The 15,152-nt window shown below is 72.8% G+C and carries 13 protein-coding genes; 7 read left to right on the top strand and 6 right to left on the bottom strand.

What is annotated here, in order from left to right; all coding sequences use genetic code 11:
* Positions 1 to 207 precede the first annotated feature (207 nt).
* The 5 genes from ACFW2G_RS12475 to ACFW2G_RS12455 form a co-directional block, all read right to left on the bottom strand.
* Entirely contained in the window at positions 208 to 450 is a 243-nt protein-coding gene (locus ACFW2G_RS12475; protein ID WP_037917032.1) for a DUF6296 family protein, read from the bottom strand.
* A 120-nt stretch (positions 451 to 570) separates the two neighbouring features.
* Positions 571 to 1,164, bottom strand: a complete 594-nt coding sequence (locus tag ACFW2G_RS12470; RefSeq protein ID WP_384581689.1) for a copper chaperone PCu(A)C — start codon at positions 1,162 to 1,164, stop codon at positions 571 to 573.
* Positions 1,161 to 3,515, bottom strand: a complete 2,355-nt coding sequence (locus ACFW2G_RS12465) for a heavy metal translocating P-type ATPase (protein ID WP_384449211.1) — start codon at positions 3,513 to 3,515, stop codon at positions 1,161 to 1,163. Before ACFW2G_RS12465 ends, ACFW2G_RS12470 begins: the two co-directional genes overlap by 4 nt.
* On the bottom strand, positions 3,512 to 3,760 hold the full coding sequence (locus ACFW2G_RS12460; RefSeq protein WP_384449214.1) for a hypothetical protein: 249 nt from the start codon (positions 3,758 to 3,760) through the stop codon (positions 3,512 to 3,514). The genes ACFW2G_RS12465 and ACFW2G_RS12460 overlap by 4 nt, the downstream gene beginning before the upstream one ends.
* 126 nt (positions 3,761 to 3,886) lie before the next feature.
* A complete protein-coding gene (locus ACFW2G_RS12455; protein WP_384581691.1) occupies positions 3,887 to 5,293 on the bottom strand; it encodes a short-chain fatty acyl-CoA regulator family protein in 1,407 nt (468 codons plus the stop codon).
* Positions 5,294 to 5,677: 384 nt separating this feature from the next.
* On the opposite strand from ACFW2G_RS12455, the gene aceA reads away from it, so the two are divergent.
* Both aceA and ACFW2G_RS12445 read left to right on the top strand, forming a co-directional pair.
* Positions 5,678 to 6,967 (top strand): isocitrate lyase, encoded by a 1,290-nt coding sequence (aceA, locus tag ACFW2G_RS12450; protein ID WP_037917040.1) that lies wholly within the window; start codon positions 5,678 to 5,680, stop codon positions 6,965 to 6,967.
* 83 nt (positions 6,968 to 7,050) lie between these two features.
* Positions 7,051 to 8,085, top strand: coding sequence for a 3-hydroxybutyryl-CoA dehydrogenase (locus ACFW2G_RS12445; RefSeq protein WP_384581693.1), 1,035 nt, complete (start codon positions 7,051 to 7,053; stop codon positions 8,083 to 8,085).
* 207 nt (positions 8,086 to 8,292) lie between these two features.
* Here ACFW2G_RS12445 and ACFW2G_RS12440 read toward each other — a convergent pair whose 3' ends face one another.
* On the bottom strand, positions 8,293 to 9,240 hold the full coding sequence (locus tag ACFW2G_RS12440) for a methionyl-tRNA formyltransferase (protein ID WP_384449220.1): 948 nt from the start codon (positions 9,238 to 9,240) through the stop codon (positions 8,293 to 8,295).
* Between the two features lie 271 nt (positions 9,241 to 9,511).
* Between ACFW2G_RS12440 and ACFW2G_RS12435 the strand changes: the two genes are divergently transcribed.
* From ACFW2G_RS12435 to ACFW2G_RS12415, 5 genes are all read left to right on the top strand, one after another.
* The gene (locus ACFW2G_RS12435; RefSeq protein WP_052030121.1) at positions 9,512 to 10,888 is read left to right on the top strand and encodes a lysine N(6)-hydroxylase/L-ornithine N(5)-oxygenase family protein; all 1,377 of its coding nucleotides are present in this window, start codon (positions 9,512 to 9,514) and stop codon (positions 10,886 to 10,888) included.
* A 41-nt stretch (positions 10,889 to 10,929) separates the two neighbouring features.
* Complete coding sequence (locus tag ACFW2G_RS12430; protein ID WP_384449225.1) at positions 10,930 to 11,988, top strand: FecCD family ABC transporter permease; 1,059 nt, start codon at positions 10,930 to 10,932, stop codon at positions 11,986 to 11,988.
* Positions 11,985 to 13,076, top strand: a complete 1,092-nt coding sequence (locus ACFW2G_RS12425; protein WP_384449228.1) for a FecCD family ABC transporter permease — start codon at positions 11,985 to 11,987, stop codon at positions 13,074 to 13,076. The genes ACFW2G_RS12430 and ACFW2G_RS12425 overlap by 4 nt, the downstream gene beginning before the upstream one ends.
* A gap of 117 nt (positions 13,077 to 13,193) precedes the next feature.
* Positions 13,194 to 14,015, top strand: coding sequence for an ABC transporter ATP-binding protein (locus ACFW2G_RS12420; protein WP_384449306.1), 822 nt, complete (start codon positions 13,194 to 13,196; stop codon positions 14,013 to 14,015).
* A gap of 76 nt (positions 14,016 to 14,091) precedes the next feature.
* Positions 14,092 to 15,150, top strand: coding sequence for an iron-siderophore ABC transporter substrate-binding protein (locus ACFW2G_RS12415; protein WP_384449231.1), 1,059 nt, complete (start codon positions 14,092 to 14,094; stop codon positions 15,148 to 15,150).
* The last annotated feature ends 2 nt before the right edge of the window (positions 15,151 to 15,152 follow it).

Here is a 15,152-nt window from a genome sequence, read left to right as displayed (position 1 = left end):
GGCGGGGGGCCGGCCCGGGGGGGGCGGCCCCCCGGCCCCCCGCGCCCCGCGCCCCCCCCCCCGCGGGCGCTCCGGGCTGGGGGCCCGCGGGGGGGCGGGGGGCGCCCCCGGGGGCGCGCCGGCCGGCCCGCACGGCCCACCGAGGTGGACCTCGGCGCACGCCGGATCCGCGGTGGTGGCGGGCGTCCGGGGCGGCGGCACCGAGCCTCAGGGCACCGGCCGGGCCCGCAGCACGCGGGCCGGATCCTGGCCCCCGCCGGTCACCAGGACCCGGACCTCGCCGCCGCTGCTGATCTCCGCCCGGACGATGCCGGTGGCGTCCTCGTAGACGGGGTGCCCGCCCGGTCCCGCCGCGTTGGTGCGGGTCATCCGGACGACGTCCTGCCCGACCCCGTCCGCGGCCGCGAAGACCACCTCGTAGGCATCCGCGTGCCCGTGCACCGTACTCATGGCCGACCCTCCTGCCGTGACGTCCGCGGTTCGCCGGCGGCGGCCGACTTCCCACCTGCCACGCTAAGCCCGCCCGGCCGCCCTGTCCTGGCCGGGCCGCGGGCGGCCGTCCCACCGGGCTCAGCCGGCGGGGCGCACCACGAACGCCACGGCGTCCACCGGGCCGCTGCGCCGGAAGTGCAGGACGAACGGGACGAGCTCGCCCACCTCGCGGCGGGTCTTCACCGCGACCGTCAGGTCCAGGGTGGCCGGAGTCATGTGCACGACGGTGCCCGCCGGGATGTCCGCCGAGGCGACCGCGCGCGTCGCGTCGCCGGTCCCGCCGAGCTCGTGCCGGTTGAGCACGATCTGGTAGGCGGTCGGCGAGGACACCGAGACCAGCTGGTCGTCGGATCCACCGGTGTTGGCGATCCGGAAGACGGCCGTGGTGCGCTCCTCGCCGGCGTGCGGGAGGAAGACCTGTCCGACACCGACGTCGATCCGGGCCGGGCTGCCGGCTGCTCCCGTCCTGGTCCAGGCCGTCAGCGCCACCAGCATCACCAGACACGCCGTCACGGGAACCAGGGCGGCGAACAGCCTGTCGCGTATACCCCGGCGGCCGGAGCCGCCGCGTTCCGCGACCGCCTTCACCGCGCGGGCCGCGGCCCGGCGCACCGTCCGCCTCACCGTCCCGTTCACCGTCCCGTTCACCTTCCGCAGCAGGTCGTTGATCAACGGGAAACCCTTCCGACGGGGGCGCCCGGCCGGCGCGGCGCGGGCTGCCAGGTGCGCAGGCGCAGGCTGTTGGCCACGACGAGGACCGAGCTGGCGGACATGGCGGCGGCGGCCGGCATCGGGGCCAGCAGCCCCACCGCCGCCAAGGGGACGGTCACCGCGTTGTAGCCGAACGCCCAGACGAGGTTGAGGCGGATCGTCGCCAGCGTGCGGCGGGCGAGGCGGACCGCGTCGGCGACCGCCTCGACGTCGCCCCGTACGAGGGTCACGTCGGCGGCCCCGATGGCCACGTCCGTGCCGCTGCCCATCGCGATGCCGAGATCCGCCTCCGCCAGGGCCGCGGCGTCGTTGACCCCGTCCCCGATCACGGCTACCCGGCGGCCCCCGCTCCGCAACTCCCGCACCAGCGCCGCCTTGCCCTCCGGAGTGCAGTGGGCGTGCACCCGTGCAATGCCGAGATCGCGAGCGACGGCCCGGGCGGTGGCCTCCCGGTCGCCGGTGGCCAGGACCGGCTCCACGCCGAGGTGCCGCAGCCGGTCCACCGCCCGGTAGCTGCCGGGCCGCAGGACGTCGCCCAGCGCGATAAGCGCCTCGTCGAAGCCGTCCACCCGGACCAGGACCGGGGTGAGCGCGGCAGCCTCCGCATCGGCCAGTGCCTGCGCCAGCGAGGCGGGCAGGCCGCCGCCCGGAGTGCGCACCTCCACCCGGCGGCCCTCCACGATCCCCGTCACGCCGCTGCCGGGCACGGCCAGGAAACCGACGACTTCCGGGAGCGGACCCCGGTCCGTGGCGCGCTGCGCGTAGCAGGCGATCGCGCGGCCCAGCGGGTGCTCGGAGCCCTGCTCCACCGCCCCGGCCAGCCGGAGGACCGCCTCCCTGCCGATCCCACCGGCGGTCTCCGTCACCCGTACGACGGACATGTGCCCCGTGGTCAGCGTGCCGGTCTTGTCCAGGACGATCACGTCGACGTGCCGCAGGGCCTCCAGGGACCGCGGCCCCTTGACCAGGATGCCGAGCCGGGCGCCCCGGCCGGTGGCGGCCATCAGGGCCGTCGGGGTGGCCAGGCCGAGGGCGCACGGGCAGGCCACGACGAGGATCGCGACGGCCGCGGTGACGGCCGCCTGGGGATCTGCTCCGGCGCCGAGCCAGAAGCCCAGCACGGTCACCGCCAGGGACAGCACCGCCGGGACGAAGACGCCCGCCACCCGGTCGGCCAGGCGCTGTGCCCGGGCCTTGCCCGCCTGTGCCTCGGTGACCAGGCGCGTGATCCGGGCCAGCCGGGTGTCGGCGCCGACCGCCGTGGCCTCGACGAGGAGCAGTCCGCCCATGTTGACGGCGCCACCCACCACCGGACGTCCCGGGCCGACCTCTACCGGGTCGCTCTCCCCGGTGATCAGTGACAGGTCCAGGGCCGAACGGCCGGACACCACGACGCCGTCGGTGGCGACCCGCTCCCCGGGCCGGACGACGAAGCCCTGCCCCGGCACCAGCTCCGCTATGGGCAGCAGGCGCTCCCCGCCCTCCTCGCGCACGGTGACGTCCTTGGCGGCCAGCCCGGCGAGGGAGCGCAGCGCCGCACCCGTGCCGCGCCGGGCACGCGCCTCCAGATGGCGGCCGGTCAGTACGAAGAGGGGAACGGCCACGGCCGCTTCGAGGTAGAGGTGCGCGACCTCCGCTCCGGCCGACGGGAGCAGGCTGAACGGCATGCGCATGCCCGGATCGCCCGCCCCGCCGAGGAACAGCGCGTACAGGGACCAGGCGAAGGAGGCGATGACGCCGAGCGAGACGAGGGTGTCCATGGTGGCCGCCGCGTGCCGCAGTCCGCGGGCCGCCCTCAGGTGGAACGGCCAGGCGCTCCAGACGGCCACGGGGGCGGCCAGTACGAGGCACAGCCACTGCCAGTTGCGGAACTGCAAGGCGGGCACCATCGACAGCACGAGGACGGGCAGGCAGAGCAAGGCGGTGATCAGCAGGCGTTCGCGGTCCTTGCGGGCCTCCTCGCGCGTTGGACCTGCCGGATCGTCCGGATCTTCCGGGCCGGCCGCACCGGCGGAGCCCGAGGGGCGGGCCGTACCGCCCGGGGCGCCTGGGCCGGTCCCGGCCCGGGGCACGGGCGGCGGTATCCACTCCGGCTCGTAGCCCGCCTTCTCGACCGCGGCCATGAGATCCTCGGCCGTGACGCCCGCCGGGTGGTGGACGCGGGCCCGGCCGGTGGCCAGGTTCACCGAGGCCGTCACCCCCTCGATGCGGGACAGGCGCTTCTCCACCCGGTTCACGCACGCCGCGCAGGTCATGCCGCGGATGACCAGGTCGGTGGTCACCCCGGCGACCGTGCCGCCTTCCGCCGTCATCGCCCGCCGCCGTGCACGCCGGCCGCGCCGCCGCTCATGCCGTCCATGCCGCCCGGCGCGGCGGGGTCGGCGTCGCCGACGGTGCTGCGCATGCCGGGCGCCACCGGACCGGCCGCCGCCCCGATCCCGTACGCGAGGGCGAACAGCGCGAGGAGCAGCACCGCGAAGCCGGTCAGCGCCGGGGGAGGGCCCCACCGCTGCGTGGACGCGGGCGCCTGCACTGCGGACTGCTGTTCTTCGGTCATCGACATTCCCTGATCCGAGGATTCGCTCTCGGGGACGACGCCCCGCCGGTTCCGGTCAGGTGGTCGGTTGCGGCCCCCGCCCGGTTCCGGCGGATCTCCCATCGGTCGCCCACCCCCTCCGTCGGATCAGTCCTTCTCGCGGATCACGGGGTAGGGGATGAAGGTGCTGCTGTTCTCGTCGACCGCCAGGGCGCGGCCGAGCGGAGGGACGGCCCGCTGGGGGCAGTCGAGCCGTTCGCACAGGCGGCAGCCCATGCCGATGGGCGTGGCGGCGGAGACGTTGCCGAGGTCGAGGCCGTCGGAGTACACCAGCCGGGAGGCGTGCCGGATCTCGCAGCCGAGGCCGATCGCGAAGGTCTTGCCGGGTTCGCCCCAGCCGCCGCGGTGGCGGGTCACGGAACGCGCGGTCCACAGGTACCGCTGCCCGTCCGGCATGGCGGCGATCTGGACGTGGATGCGACCGGGCGCGGCGAAGGCCTCGTAGACGTTCCACAGTGGGCAGGTACCGCCCGCACGGGAGAAGTGGAATCCGGTGGCGGACTGCCGCTTGGACATGTTCCCGGCCCGGTCGACCCGTACGAACGAGAAGGGCACCCCGCGCAGCCTGGGGCGTTGCAGGGTGCTGAGGCGGTGGCAGACAGTCTCGTAGCCGAGGCCGAAGTGGTCGGTGAGCCGGTCGATGTCGTACCGGAACTCCTCGGCTGCCGCGTGGAAGGCGCCGTACGGGAGGATCAGCGCGGCTGCGAAGTAGTTCGCGATGCCGATCCGGGCCAGGCCGTGCGCGGGGGAGCCGGGCGGGAAGTCCTCGGCAGCCAGCCGGTCCAGCTCGGCTCCCTGCTCCACCAGCGCGAGCTGGGTGGCCATCCGGAACGCCTGCTGGCCAGGCCGCAGTCGGCCGGACAGGCGCAGGACCCGCGCGCCCGCGTCGAAGTGGTGGAGGCGGTCGGAGCCGGCCGTCAGCCGGATCCCGTGCCGGCCGGAGAGCCGGTCCGCCAGCACGCGCAGCACGTCCCCGCGCTCGATGCCGATCTCCTGCGCCAGCGCTTCGGCGGCCGTGTCGGTGTCGTGCAGGTAGTTCTGCCGCCGGTAGAAGAAATCGCGGATCTCCTCGTGGGGCGAGCGTGGCGCGACGCCCCCCGCCCCGTCCCTGCCGTCCGCCGTCTCCGAGAGCCGTTCCGCGAGCAGCTGGCTGCGCCGGCCCAGGTCCACCAGCACGGACGCGACGGCCGGCATCCGCTGGGCCAGCTCGGCCAGGTCGGACGGGGACACCCGGGCCTGCGCGACCTCTCCGGCGAGCGCCTCGCGCAGGTCGGCCACGAGCCGGCTGGTGTCACGCTCGGAGAAGAAGCCGGGATCGACGCCGAATGCCTCGGTCAGCCGGAGCAGTACCGGGACGGTCAGCGGGCGGGAGTCGTGCTCCATCTGGTTGAGGTAGCTGGGCGAGATGCCGAGGACCCGGGCCAGTTCCGCCTGGCTCATCCGGCGTTCCTCGCGCAGCCGCCGCAGGCGCGCCCCCGCGTAGGTCTTGCTCACCCACACCCCCTCCTCGGGCCCTTCGGCCGGGCTCCGGGGCATGCGCGACCACGCCTCCCCCGAACCTTCGCAAGCATGGCAGAAACCGGCGGGAAGATGCGCAGAACTTGGCAGACAGCACTCCTTGTTGACACTCGGTGCCAGTGTCAGAGTCGTCCTGCGGACCGCCGGACCCCGGCGGCCGAGACGGGCGGTCGGGGCGTGAATCGCTCCCTGATGTCGGATATTCCGGCAGTCCGGCTCGGCCGCCCGGCGCATTGCTCAGCTCCGTCCATGGTGGGGTCCGGCGGCCGCGACCCAAGGTTCGGGCACACAGTGCCAATGCCTTGCCGCGCTCGGCGACAGCATTGGCAGCCCCAGCGACTCACGGAGACGGTGACGGTCATGGCAGAGGCGAACACGACCACGGCAGCGGCGCAGCGGCTGGCGCAGCGCTGGGCCACGGACCCGCGATGGGCGGGCATCGAGCGCACTTACACGGCCGAGGACGTGGTGCGGCTCTCCGGCAGCGTGCGGGAGGAACACACCCTGGCCCGGCGCGGCGCCGAGCGCCTGTGGAGGCAGCTTCACGAGCTGGACTACGTCCACGCCCTCGGTGCGCTGACCGGAGGGCAGGCCGTGCAGCAGGTCCGTGCGGGCCTCCGGGCGATCTACCTCTCCGGCTGGCAGGTGGCCGCCGACGCCAACCAGGCCGGCCACACCTACCCCGACCAGAGCCTGTACCCCGTCAACTCCGTCCCGCAGGTGGTGCGCCGCATCAACAACGCCCTCCTGCGCGCCGACCAGATCGCCACCGCCGAGGGAGGCGCCGACGCGACGGACTGGCTGGCGCCGATCGTCGCGGACGCCGAAGCCGGTTTCGGCGGCCCGCTCAACGCCTTCGAGCTGACCAGGGCGATGATCGCGGCGGGCGCGGCCGGCATCCACTACGAGGACCAGCTCGCCTCCGAGAAGAAGTGCGGCCACCTCGGTGGCAAGGTCCTCGTCCCGACCTCGCAGCACGTCCGCACCCTCAACGCGGCCCGGCTCGCCGCCGACATCGCGGACACTCCGACCTTGATCATCGCCCGTACGGACGCGCTGGCCGCGAATCTGCTGACGAGCGACGTCGACGAGCGGGACGCACGGTTCAGCACCGGCGAGCGCACCGCCGAGGGCTTCTACCGCATACGCAACGGCATGGCTCCCGTCATCGCACGCGGTCTCGCCTACGCCCCGTACGCCGACCTCATCTGGGTGGAGACCGGCACCCCGGACCTGGCCCAGGCCCGTGAGTTCGCCGAGGCCCTCCATGCGGAGTTCCCCGGGAAGATGCTGGCCTACAACTGCTCGCCCTCCTTCAACTGGAAGGCCACCCTCGACGACGACCAGATCGCCAAGTTCCAGCGCGAACTCGGCTCCATGGGCTACAAGTTCCAGTTCATCACCCTGGCCGGCTTCCACTCCCTCAACCACGGCATGTTCGACCTGGCCCGGGGCTACGCCGAGCACGGCATGACGGCCTACGTGGACCTCCAGGAGCGCGAGTTCGCCGCCCAGCGGCACGGGTTCACCGCGGTCAGGCACCAGCGCGAGGTCGGCACCGGCTATTTCGACCTGGTCTCCACCGCCGTCAACCCGGACTCCTCCACCACCGCGCTCGCCGGCTCGACCGAGGAGGAGCAGTTCCACTGATCCGTCTCCCCGGCTCCCCGGTCCTCTCCTCCACCTTCCCGCTCCGCCCACCCACTCCCGTCCCGCCTCCGTCAGGAGACCGCATGTCCACCACCGCGACCACGCCCCGGGACCCGGCCCGCGCGGCACCGGCCGAACGTCACGACGCGTTCCCCGCGCACGTCAGCGGCGTCCCGCCGCACTGCGATGCGAGCCCGCGCGGCCACCGGGCCGCGGCCCCGCAGGGGCCGGCCGAGGACGCCGCGGGCGCCGCCCCGATCCGCCGCGTCGGCATCGTCGGCGGCGGGCGGATGGGCGCCGGAATCGCCGAGGTCTGCGCCCGCGCGGGACTCGACACCGTCGTCTACGAGGTCGACGCCGGCGCGGCCCTGGCCGCGCGCGAACGGGTCGCCATGTCCCTCGAACGCGCCGTCCAGCGCGGAAAGCTGGACCGGATCTCCGCCGAAGACGCCCTCGCCGGGCTGGTCTTCGCCGGTAGCCTCGACGAACTCGCCGACCGGCAGCTGGTCGTCGAGGCCGTCACGGAGAACACCGCGATCAAGACGGAGACCTTCGCGGCCCTCGACAAGATCGTGGAGGATCCTGCGGCGATCCTCGCCACCAACACCTCCTCCCTGCCGGTCATGCGCCTGGGCATGGCCACGGGCCGCGCCGACCGGGTCGTGGGACTGCACTTCTTCAACCCCGTCCCCGTGCTCCCCCTCGTGGAGGTCGTCTCCTCGCTCCACACCTCCCGGGAGACCGTCGGGGCCGTGGAGGCCTTCGCCCGTGACGTCCTGGGCAGGACGGTCGTCCACTCCACCGACCGGGCCGGCTTCGTCGTCAACGCCCTCCTCGTCCCGTACCTGCTCTCGGCGATCCGCATGACCGAGTCCGGCTTCGCCACCGCGACCGATGTGGACACGGGCATGGAACTGGGCTGCGCCCACCCGATGGGGCCGCTCAGGCTCGCCGACCTGATCGGCCTGGACACCGTCGCCGCCATCGCCGAATCGCTCTACGACGAGTTCAAGGAACCCCTCTACGCCCCGCCCCCGCTCCTGTCGCGGATGGTGCAGGCGGGCCTCCTGGGCCGCAAGAGCGGCCGCGGGTTCCACACGTACGACCAGGGCCGATGAGGGACCCTGGTCCGCCGCCGGGCTGAGGGGCCCGGCGGCGCGCGGTGAGCGGGGTGCGGTGGAGTGGTGTCCGCCGCACCCCACGGCGCTGCTCTCGCCGTACGCGCGCGGCGGCCTTCCGGAACCCGGGCAGTGGTGCCGGGCGACGGCCTTCCACGGTGTCGCCGCGCCCCGGCCGGTGCGTCGGTGCGTCGGAGGAGCCGGTGCTCAGGGGCGCCCGGTCAGGTATCCGCCCATCGAGGTGAAGTACCGGCCGGCCGGCAGCTCGCGCCCGTCCTCGGTCCGCACCCGGGTGATGGCCAGCCCGTGGTTGCGGCCGGAGCGGGCGTCGGCGCCCGCGACGATCACCACGCCGTCGCCCTCGCGGTAGAAGACGCGGCCGGGCGTGCCGCCGTAGCGGCCCTGCGACACGAAGGCGGCCAGGACCTCGATTCGCCTGCCCCGGTGGAAGGTGAAGGCGCTCGGGTAGGGCTCGGACTGGGCCCGTACCAGACGGTCCAGTTCCTCCGCGGACCAGGTCCAGTCGATGCGGCTGTCCTCGACGGACCGCTTGTGGAAGAAGCTGGCCTGCGACCGGTCCTGGCGCACGAACTCCCGCTGCCCGGAGGCGATGAGGCCGAGGGCGCCGACCGTGACCGGCGCGATGAGGTCGACGGTCCGGTGGAAGAGGTCGGTGGCGGTGTCCTTCGGCCCCACCGGGACGGCCTCCTGCCGCACGATGTCGCCGGCGTCGAGTTCGTCGTTCATCATGTGCGCCGTGACGCCGACTTCGGTTTCACCGTTGATCAGCGCCCAGATCAGGGGCGAGAAGCCGGCGTACTTCGGCAGCAGCGAGTCGTGGACGTTCAGGGTGCCGTGGCGGGGGAGGCCGAAGACGCGCGGGGGCAGCCAGGTCCGCCAGTTGTTGGCCACGATGATGTCCGGGCTCGCCGCCTCCAGACGCGTGAACAGCTCGTCGTCGTCGGGGCGGTCGCGGAGCAGGACGGGGACGTGGTGCTCCGCGGCGAGGTCGGCGACGGAGTCGCTCCAGATCCTCTCGTAGGCGTGCTCGCTCCGGGGGTGCGTCACGGCCAGGACCACGTCGTGCTCGGAGTCCAGGAGGGCTTGCAGGGTGCGGTGCCCCCAGGTCTGGTAACCGAACATGACGACCCGCATGGTTCCTCCTCGGCGCAGGCGGTTGGCCACGTCGAGTAAAGCAAGGCTTGCCTAAGCGTGCAATGGCCCTAGTGCGCAAGGGAGTTGAAGGTCGCTCGGAAGGGTGACCGTCCGCTCCGCCTATCGACAGCGTCCCGGAAATGAGCTTAGCCTTGCCTAAGTCTCATGGTCGTGACGTCGTCGGCGTGCCCGAGTTCCGCGTCCGCCGGGGTCCGGCCCGCGGCCGCGCGTCCCCACGGCTCGGTGGCCGTCCTCGCAAGATGGGAGTGACATGGCACAGGTTCGTCCTGGCGAATCCCCGGTGGTCCACGACCTCGTTGGAATCGGCTTCGGGCCGTCCAACGTGGCCATGGCCATCGCGGTCAGCGAGCACAACGCACGCGTCGGCGGACGGGAGGCGGTCCACGCTCGCTTCTTCGAGCAGCAGCCACGCTTCGGCTGGCACCGCGGGATGCTCATCGACGACGCGACCATGCAGGTGAGCTTCCTCAAGGACCTGGTGACGCTGCGGAACCCGGCGAGCGAGTTCAGCTTCCTGTGCTACCTCAAGAGCAGGGGACGGTTGGTCGACTTCATCAACCACAAGAACCTCTTCCCGCTGCGTGTGGAGTTCCACGACTACTTCGAGTGGGCCGCGGACAAGGTCGACGGTCTGGTCTCCTACGGACATGAGGTCGTCGGCGTCACGCCCGTCGCCCGTGACGGAGCGGTGGAGCACCTCGACGTCACGGTCCGCTCCGGGGAGGGACTTGCCCTCCACCGGGCCCGCAACATCGTGCTGGGCACCGGTCTGCGCCCCTTCATGCCGGACGGTGTCGAACGCACCGAGCGCGTCTGGCACAACTCGGATCTGCTGACGAAGGTCGACGGCTTGGACGGCGGCGCCCCCTCCCGATTCATCGTCGTCGGCGCAGGGCAGAGTGCCGCCGAGAACGTCGCCTACCTGCACCGCCGTTTTCCGGAGGCCGAGGTCTGCGCCGTCTTCTCCCGCTACGGGTACAGCCCCGCCGACGACAGCGGCTTCGCCAACCGGATCTTCGACCCGGATGCCGTGGGCGAGTTCTTCGCCGCGCCGGAGGACGTCAAGCACCGGCTCATGGACTACCACGGCAACACCAACTACTCCGTGGTGGACATCGACCTGATCGACGACCTGTACCGGCGGATGTACCGGGAGAAGGTGCTGGGCACCGAGCGCCTCCGCTTCCTCAACGTCTCCCGGCTGGCGGCCCTCCGGGAGACCTCGGCGGGCGTTCGCGTGACCGTGCGGTCCCTCGTCACCGGTGAAGAGACCCCGCTGGACGCCGACGTCGTGGTCTTCGCGACCGGGTACCGTCCCGCAGACCCCCTCGGCCTGCTCGGTGAAGCCGCCGGGCGGTGCCTGCGTGACGGCGAGGGGCGCGTCCGGGTCCGGCGCGACTACCGCATCGCGACGGACCCCGCACTGCGCTGCGGGATCTACGTGCAGGGCGGGACGGAGCACACCCACGGCATCACCTCGTCCCTGCTGTCCAACACCGCCGTCCGGGTGGGCGAGATCCTCGACTCGCTCCTCGGGCGCGGTCCGCAATCCGCTTCCGGCCAGGCCCGTACGGTCTCCGGGGCGCCGGCGGTGCGGCTGCCCGCCGACCGGCGCCGATTCCACTGACTCCAGTCCACCGGCGGACGGAAGGGATGGGGTAGGGCGACATGGGCGTGATGGCACTGGAACGTCCCCTGTCCACGGGCACGACACAGGCGCGCAGGCGGAGGGTCGCCGGCTCGGTCACGCTCGCGGTGATCCTGCTGATCGCGATGGCCGTGTCACTGGGCGTCGGTGCGCGCGGGCTCAGTCCCTCCGAGGTCTGGTACGGACTGTCGGCCGGGCCGAGCGCCGACCACCGGCTGACCGAGATCCAGCTCATCGTGCGGACGGTACGGCTCCCGCGCACGGTGCTCGCCACCGCGGCCGGAGTGGCCCTGGGGGTGGGCGGGGCGCTCATCCAGGGCTACACGCGCAACCCGATCGCCGACACCGGCCTGCTGGGCGTGAACGCGGGTGCCTCGTTCGCCGTGGTCTCGGTGATCGCCGTCCTCGGCTTCGCGAACCCTTTCCAGTACGTCTGGTTCGCCTTCGCCGGGGCCGTGGTCGCGGGCGTCCTGGTGTTCGGGCTGGCCGGCATCGGCCGAGGGGCCGGCAACCCGCTGACCCTCGCACTGGCCGGACAGGGGGTCACCGTGTTCCTCGCCGCGATGACGACGGCGGTCGCGCTGTCCGACAAGGCGTCACTGAACGCGCTGCGCTTCTGGAACGCGGGCTCGGTGGCCGGCGTCGGATTCGGCGTCATCAGGCCGGTGACCGCCTTCATCGGGGCCGGGCTGGTGCTGGCAGCGGCCACGCTGCCCGCCCTCAACCTGCTCAACCTGGGCGACGACGTGGCGCGGGGCCTGGGCGTCAACACCGCCCTCCACCGGACCCTCGGCATCATCGCCATCACCCTGCTGGCGGGGGCCGCGACGGCGGCGTGCGGCTCCATCGCGTTCCTCGGGCTCATGGTGGCCCACCTGGCCCGCTACCTGACCGGGCCGGACTACCGCTGGCTCGTGCCGTACGCGGGTCTCCTCGGTGCCGTCGTCCTGCTGGTCTGCGACATGGCCGGACGACTGCTGGTGCGGCCGGGCGAGCTGGACGCCGGTGTCGTCGTGGCGCTCCTCGGCGCCCCCTTCTTCGCGGTCCTGGTGTGGCGCGGGAAGTTCACGGGCGCATGACCGGGCCCGGCATGGACGTCGCCGACCCGCACCGGCCGCGGGAGAAGCCTCCGCTGGCACCGGGTGTGCGGCTCGGCGGGATGTCGTTCGTCTGGCGGCCCTGGCTGGTCTGCGTCACACTCCTGCTGGCGGCGGCGACCTTCCTCGCCTGCTGCGTGTCCATCGGCGTCGGGGACTTCCCCATCGCGCTGCCCCGGGTGATCTCCACGGTCCTGGGCCGGGGCGAGCCGGTCGACGAATTCGTGATCATGGACCTTCGGATGCCCCGGGCCCTGGCCGGCTGCGTCGTGGGAGTCGCCCTGGGCGTGTCGGGGGCGATCACCCAGTCCATCGCGCGCAACCCGCTGGCCAGCCCCGACATCCTCGGGATCACCTGGGGCGCCGGCGCGGTCGCGGTGTTCCTGGTCACGGTGTCGGGCGGGAGCGCCACGGCCGTCGTCAACTCCGTGGGGCTGTCCGGTGCAGCTCTCGCGGGTGGTCTGGGCACGGGGCTCCTCGTGTACGTGCTGGCCTGGCGGCGCGGGATCGACGGCTTCCGGCTCGTCCTCATCGGCCTGTCCGTGAGCGCGGTGATGGAGGCCGTCACGACCTGGCTGCTGGTGACCGCCGACATCAGAGACGTGGCCCGGGCGCAGGCCTGGTTGATCGGTTCCCTGGACAGCCGTTCCTGGGATGACGTGCGGGTGGCGCTCTGGTGCACGCTCGCGCTGGTGGCCGTCGTGGCGTCGGCCTCGTTCCAGTTCAAGCCGCTGCATCTCGGCGACGACGTGGCCACGGGCCTGGGCGTCCGCCGTACGCTCGTGCGGGCCGTCCTGCTGCTGTGCGCGGTGCTGCTGGCCGGGGTCGCGGTGAGCGCGGCCGGGCCCGTCTCCTTCGTCGCGCTGGTGGCACCGCAGGTGGCGATGCGCCTGACGAGGTGTCCGACACCGCCGATGGCGGCCTCCGGGCTGACCGGGGCCCTGCTGCTGACCGGCGCGGACCTGGTCGCGCGTACGGCGCTGCCGATCACCCTGCCGGTCGGGGTGGTCACCGCCGCGATCGGCGGTCCCTTCCTCGTGTACCTCCTGGTACGGGCCAATCTTCGTTGATCGACACATGTTCGGGCAGGCACGGACCGAGGGGGAGGCGTGGCCGAGGAACACGGCGCCGGGGGCGCGGCCGGGAGCGCGGCCAGGGGTGCGGCCGAGGGCGCGGACACCGCGCGGCTGGTGGCCAGGGGAGTGACGGTCGGGTATGGGGGCCGGGTCGTCATCGACGACCTCGACGTGGCCGTCCCGCCCCGGGTGATCACCACGATCATCGGGGCCAACGGGTGCGGCAAATCGACCCTGTTGCGGACCCTGGCGCGGCTGCTCAGGCCTACCCGGGGGGTCGTCGTCCTGGACGGCGACGACATCGCGCGGCTCCGGACCAGGGACGTGGCCAGGAAGCTCGGCCTGCTGCCGCAGGCCCCGGTGGCGCCGGAGGGGCTCACCGTGGCCGACCTGGTCGCCAGGGGCCGGCATCCGCACCAGAGCTGGCTGCGGCAGTGGTCGTCGGACGACGCCGACGTGGTGGAGCGCGCGCTCGCCATGACGGGGGTGTCCGATCTGGCAGACCGCCCGGTCGATTCCCTGTCCGGAGGCCAGCGCCAGCGGGTGTGGATCTCCATGACGCTGGCCCAGGGCACCGACCTGCTGCTGCTCGACGAGCCGACCACCTACCTGGACCTGGCGCACGCCGTCGACGTGCTCGATCTGGTGGACGACCTCCACGAGTCCGGATGCACGGTCGTCCTGGTGCTGCACGACCTGAATCTGGCCGTCCGTTACAGCGACCACCTCGTCGTGATGAAGGCGGGAACGATCCTGGCGCAGGGCCACCCGCGTGAGGTGATCACCGCCGGTCTGCTCCGGGAGGCCTTCGGACTGCGGGCCAGGGTGATCGACGACCCGGTGGGGGGCGGGCCCCTCGTCGTGCCGATCGGCCGCACCCATGTGACGCCGGATCAGGCGGACAAAGATTCGGTTCAAGTAAGGCTAGGCTAGCCTCACTTGAGGGCGATATCGTGTGCCTGCCCTCGGGCCGGGGTGCCATGGACAGCACGAAAGCAAGGGATTGCGGATGCTTCTCCATCGAACGACTCGTACCAGTCCCCGGGCACGGGCCGCCGCGGCCGTGTCCGCCGCGGCGCTCGGAGCCGGCCTCCTGGCCGGCTGCGGATCCGGCCCGGCGGACCCGGCCGCACGGAGCGGCCCTGACACCCCGGCCACCGAAGCCGGCACCTTCCCGGTCACCGTGGAGCACGCCTTCGGATCCACGCGGATCGACAGGGCCCCGAAGCGCGTCGTCTCCGTCGGCTACACCGACGACCAGGCCGTCCTCGCCCTCGGGATCAAGCCGGTGGGCATGGTCGACCAGTACCCCAACCCGCCCGGCACGAGTCCCGACCTCAACACCCAGTGGCCCTGGACGAAGGCCAAGTGGGGCGACACCCGCCCCGATGTCGTCATGAACAACGGCGACGCCGGCCCGAACTACGAGAAGATCGCCGCACTGCGGCCGGATCTGATCATCGCCGTCTACTCCGAGATCGACCGGGCCTCCTACGAGAAGCTCACCAGGATCGCACCGACGGTGGGCCGGACCAGGGCCGAGAAGGAGCCCTTCAGCGCCCCCTGGCAGGACAACGCCGTCCACATCGCCAAGGCCCTCGGCCAGGAGGCCAGGGGAACCGAACTGGTCAAGGGCATCCAGGACAAGCTCGACGCGGCCAGGAAGGCGCACCCGGAGTTCGCGCACCAGACCGCCGTCGCACTGTCCTGGTACAAGGACTCGGTCGCCCCCTTCACCACCACCGACGTGCGCGGCCGACTCGTGACGGGCATCGGCTACCAGGGCCAGGCCGAGATCGACAAGATCGCCGACGGCAGGTTCTACACCACGCTCTCCCCGGAGCGCATGGACCTCGTCGACGTCGACCGGATCTTCGTCATCGCCGACCGGGCGGACCAGGAAGCGCTGAAGAAGTCCGAGCTCTTCACCCACCTGAACGCGGTCCGCAACGGCCGGGTCTCCTACCTCCTGGACAGCGAGGGCCCGGCCGTCGGCGCGGCCATGTCCCAGGGCACCCTGCTCTCCCTGCCCTACGCGATCGACGAACTCGTCACCTCGGCCGGCTGACG

The sequence above is a fragment of the Streptomyces sp. NPDC058880 genome (assembly GCF_042742535.1).
In the GTDB taxonomy this organism is placed as follows: domain Bacteria; phylum Actinomycetota; class Actinomycetes; order Streptomycetales; family Streptomycetaceae; genus Streptomyces.
This window is presented reverse-complemented; position numbering and strand designations above follow the sequence as displayed.

Coding starts and splice junctions, on each gene's coding strand:
- ACFW2G_RS12475 (WP_037917032.1), bottom strand. CDS start 450: ATGAGTACGGTGCACGGGCACGCGGATGCCTACGAGGTGGTCTTCGCG.
- ACFW2G_RS12465 (WP_384449211.1), bottom strand. CDS start 3,515: ATGACGGCGGAAGGCGGCACGGTCGCCGGGGTGACCACCGACCTGGTC.
- ACFW2G_RS12460 (WP_384449214.1), bottom strand. CDS start 3,760: ATGACCGAAGAACAGCAGTCCGCAGTGCAGGCGCCCGCGTCCACGCAG.
- aceA (WP_037917040.1), top strand. CDS start 5,678: ATGGCAGAGGCGAACACGACCACGGCAGCGGCGCAGCGGCTGGCGCAG.
- ACFW2G_RS12445 (WP_384581693.1), top strand. CDS start 7,051: ATGTCCACCACCGCGACCACGCCCCGGGACCCGGCCCGCGCGGCACCG.
- ACFW2G_RS12440 (WP_384449220.1), bottom strand. CDS start 9,240: ATGCGGGTCGTCATGTTCGGTTACCAGACCTGGGGGCACCGCACCCTG.
- ACFW2G_RS12435 (WP_052030121.1), top strand. CDS start 9,512: ATGGCACAGGTTCGTCCTGGCGAATCCCCGGTGGTCCACGACCTCGTT.
- ACFW2G_RS12430 (WP_384449225.1), top strand. CDS start 10,930: ATGGGCGTGATGGCACTGGAACGTCCCCTGTCCACGGGCACGACACAG.
- ACFW2G_RS12425 (WP_384449228.1), top strand. CDS start 11,985: ATGACCGGGCCCGGCATGGACGTCGCCGACCCGCACCGGCCGCGGGAG.
- ACFW2G_RS12415 (WP_384449231.1), top strand. CDS start 14,092: ATGCTTCTCCATCGAACGACTCGTACCAGTCCCCGGGCACGGGCCGCC.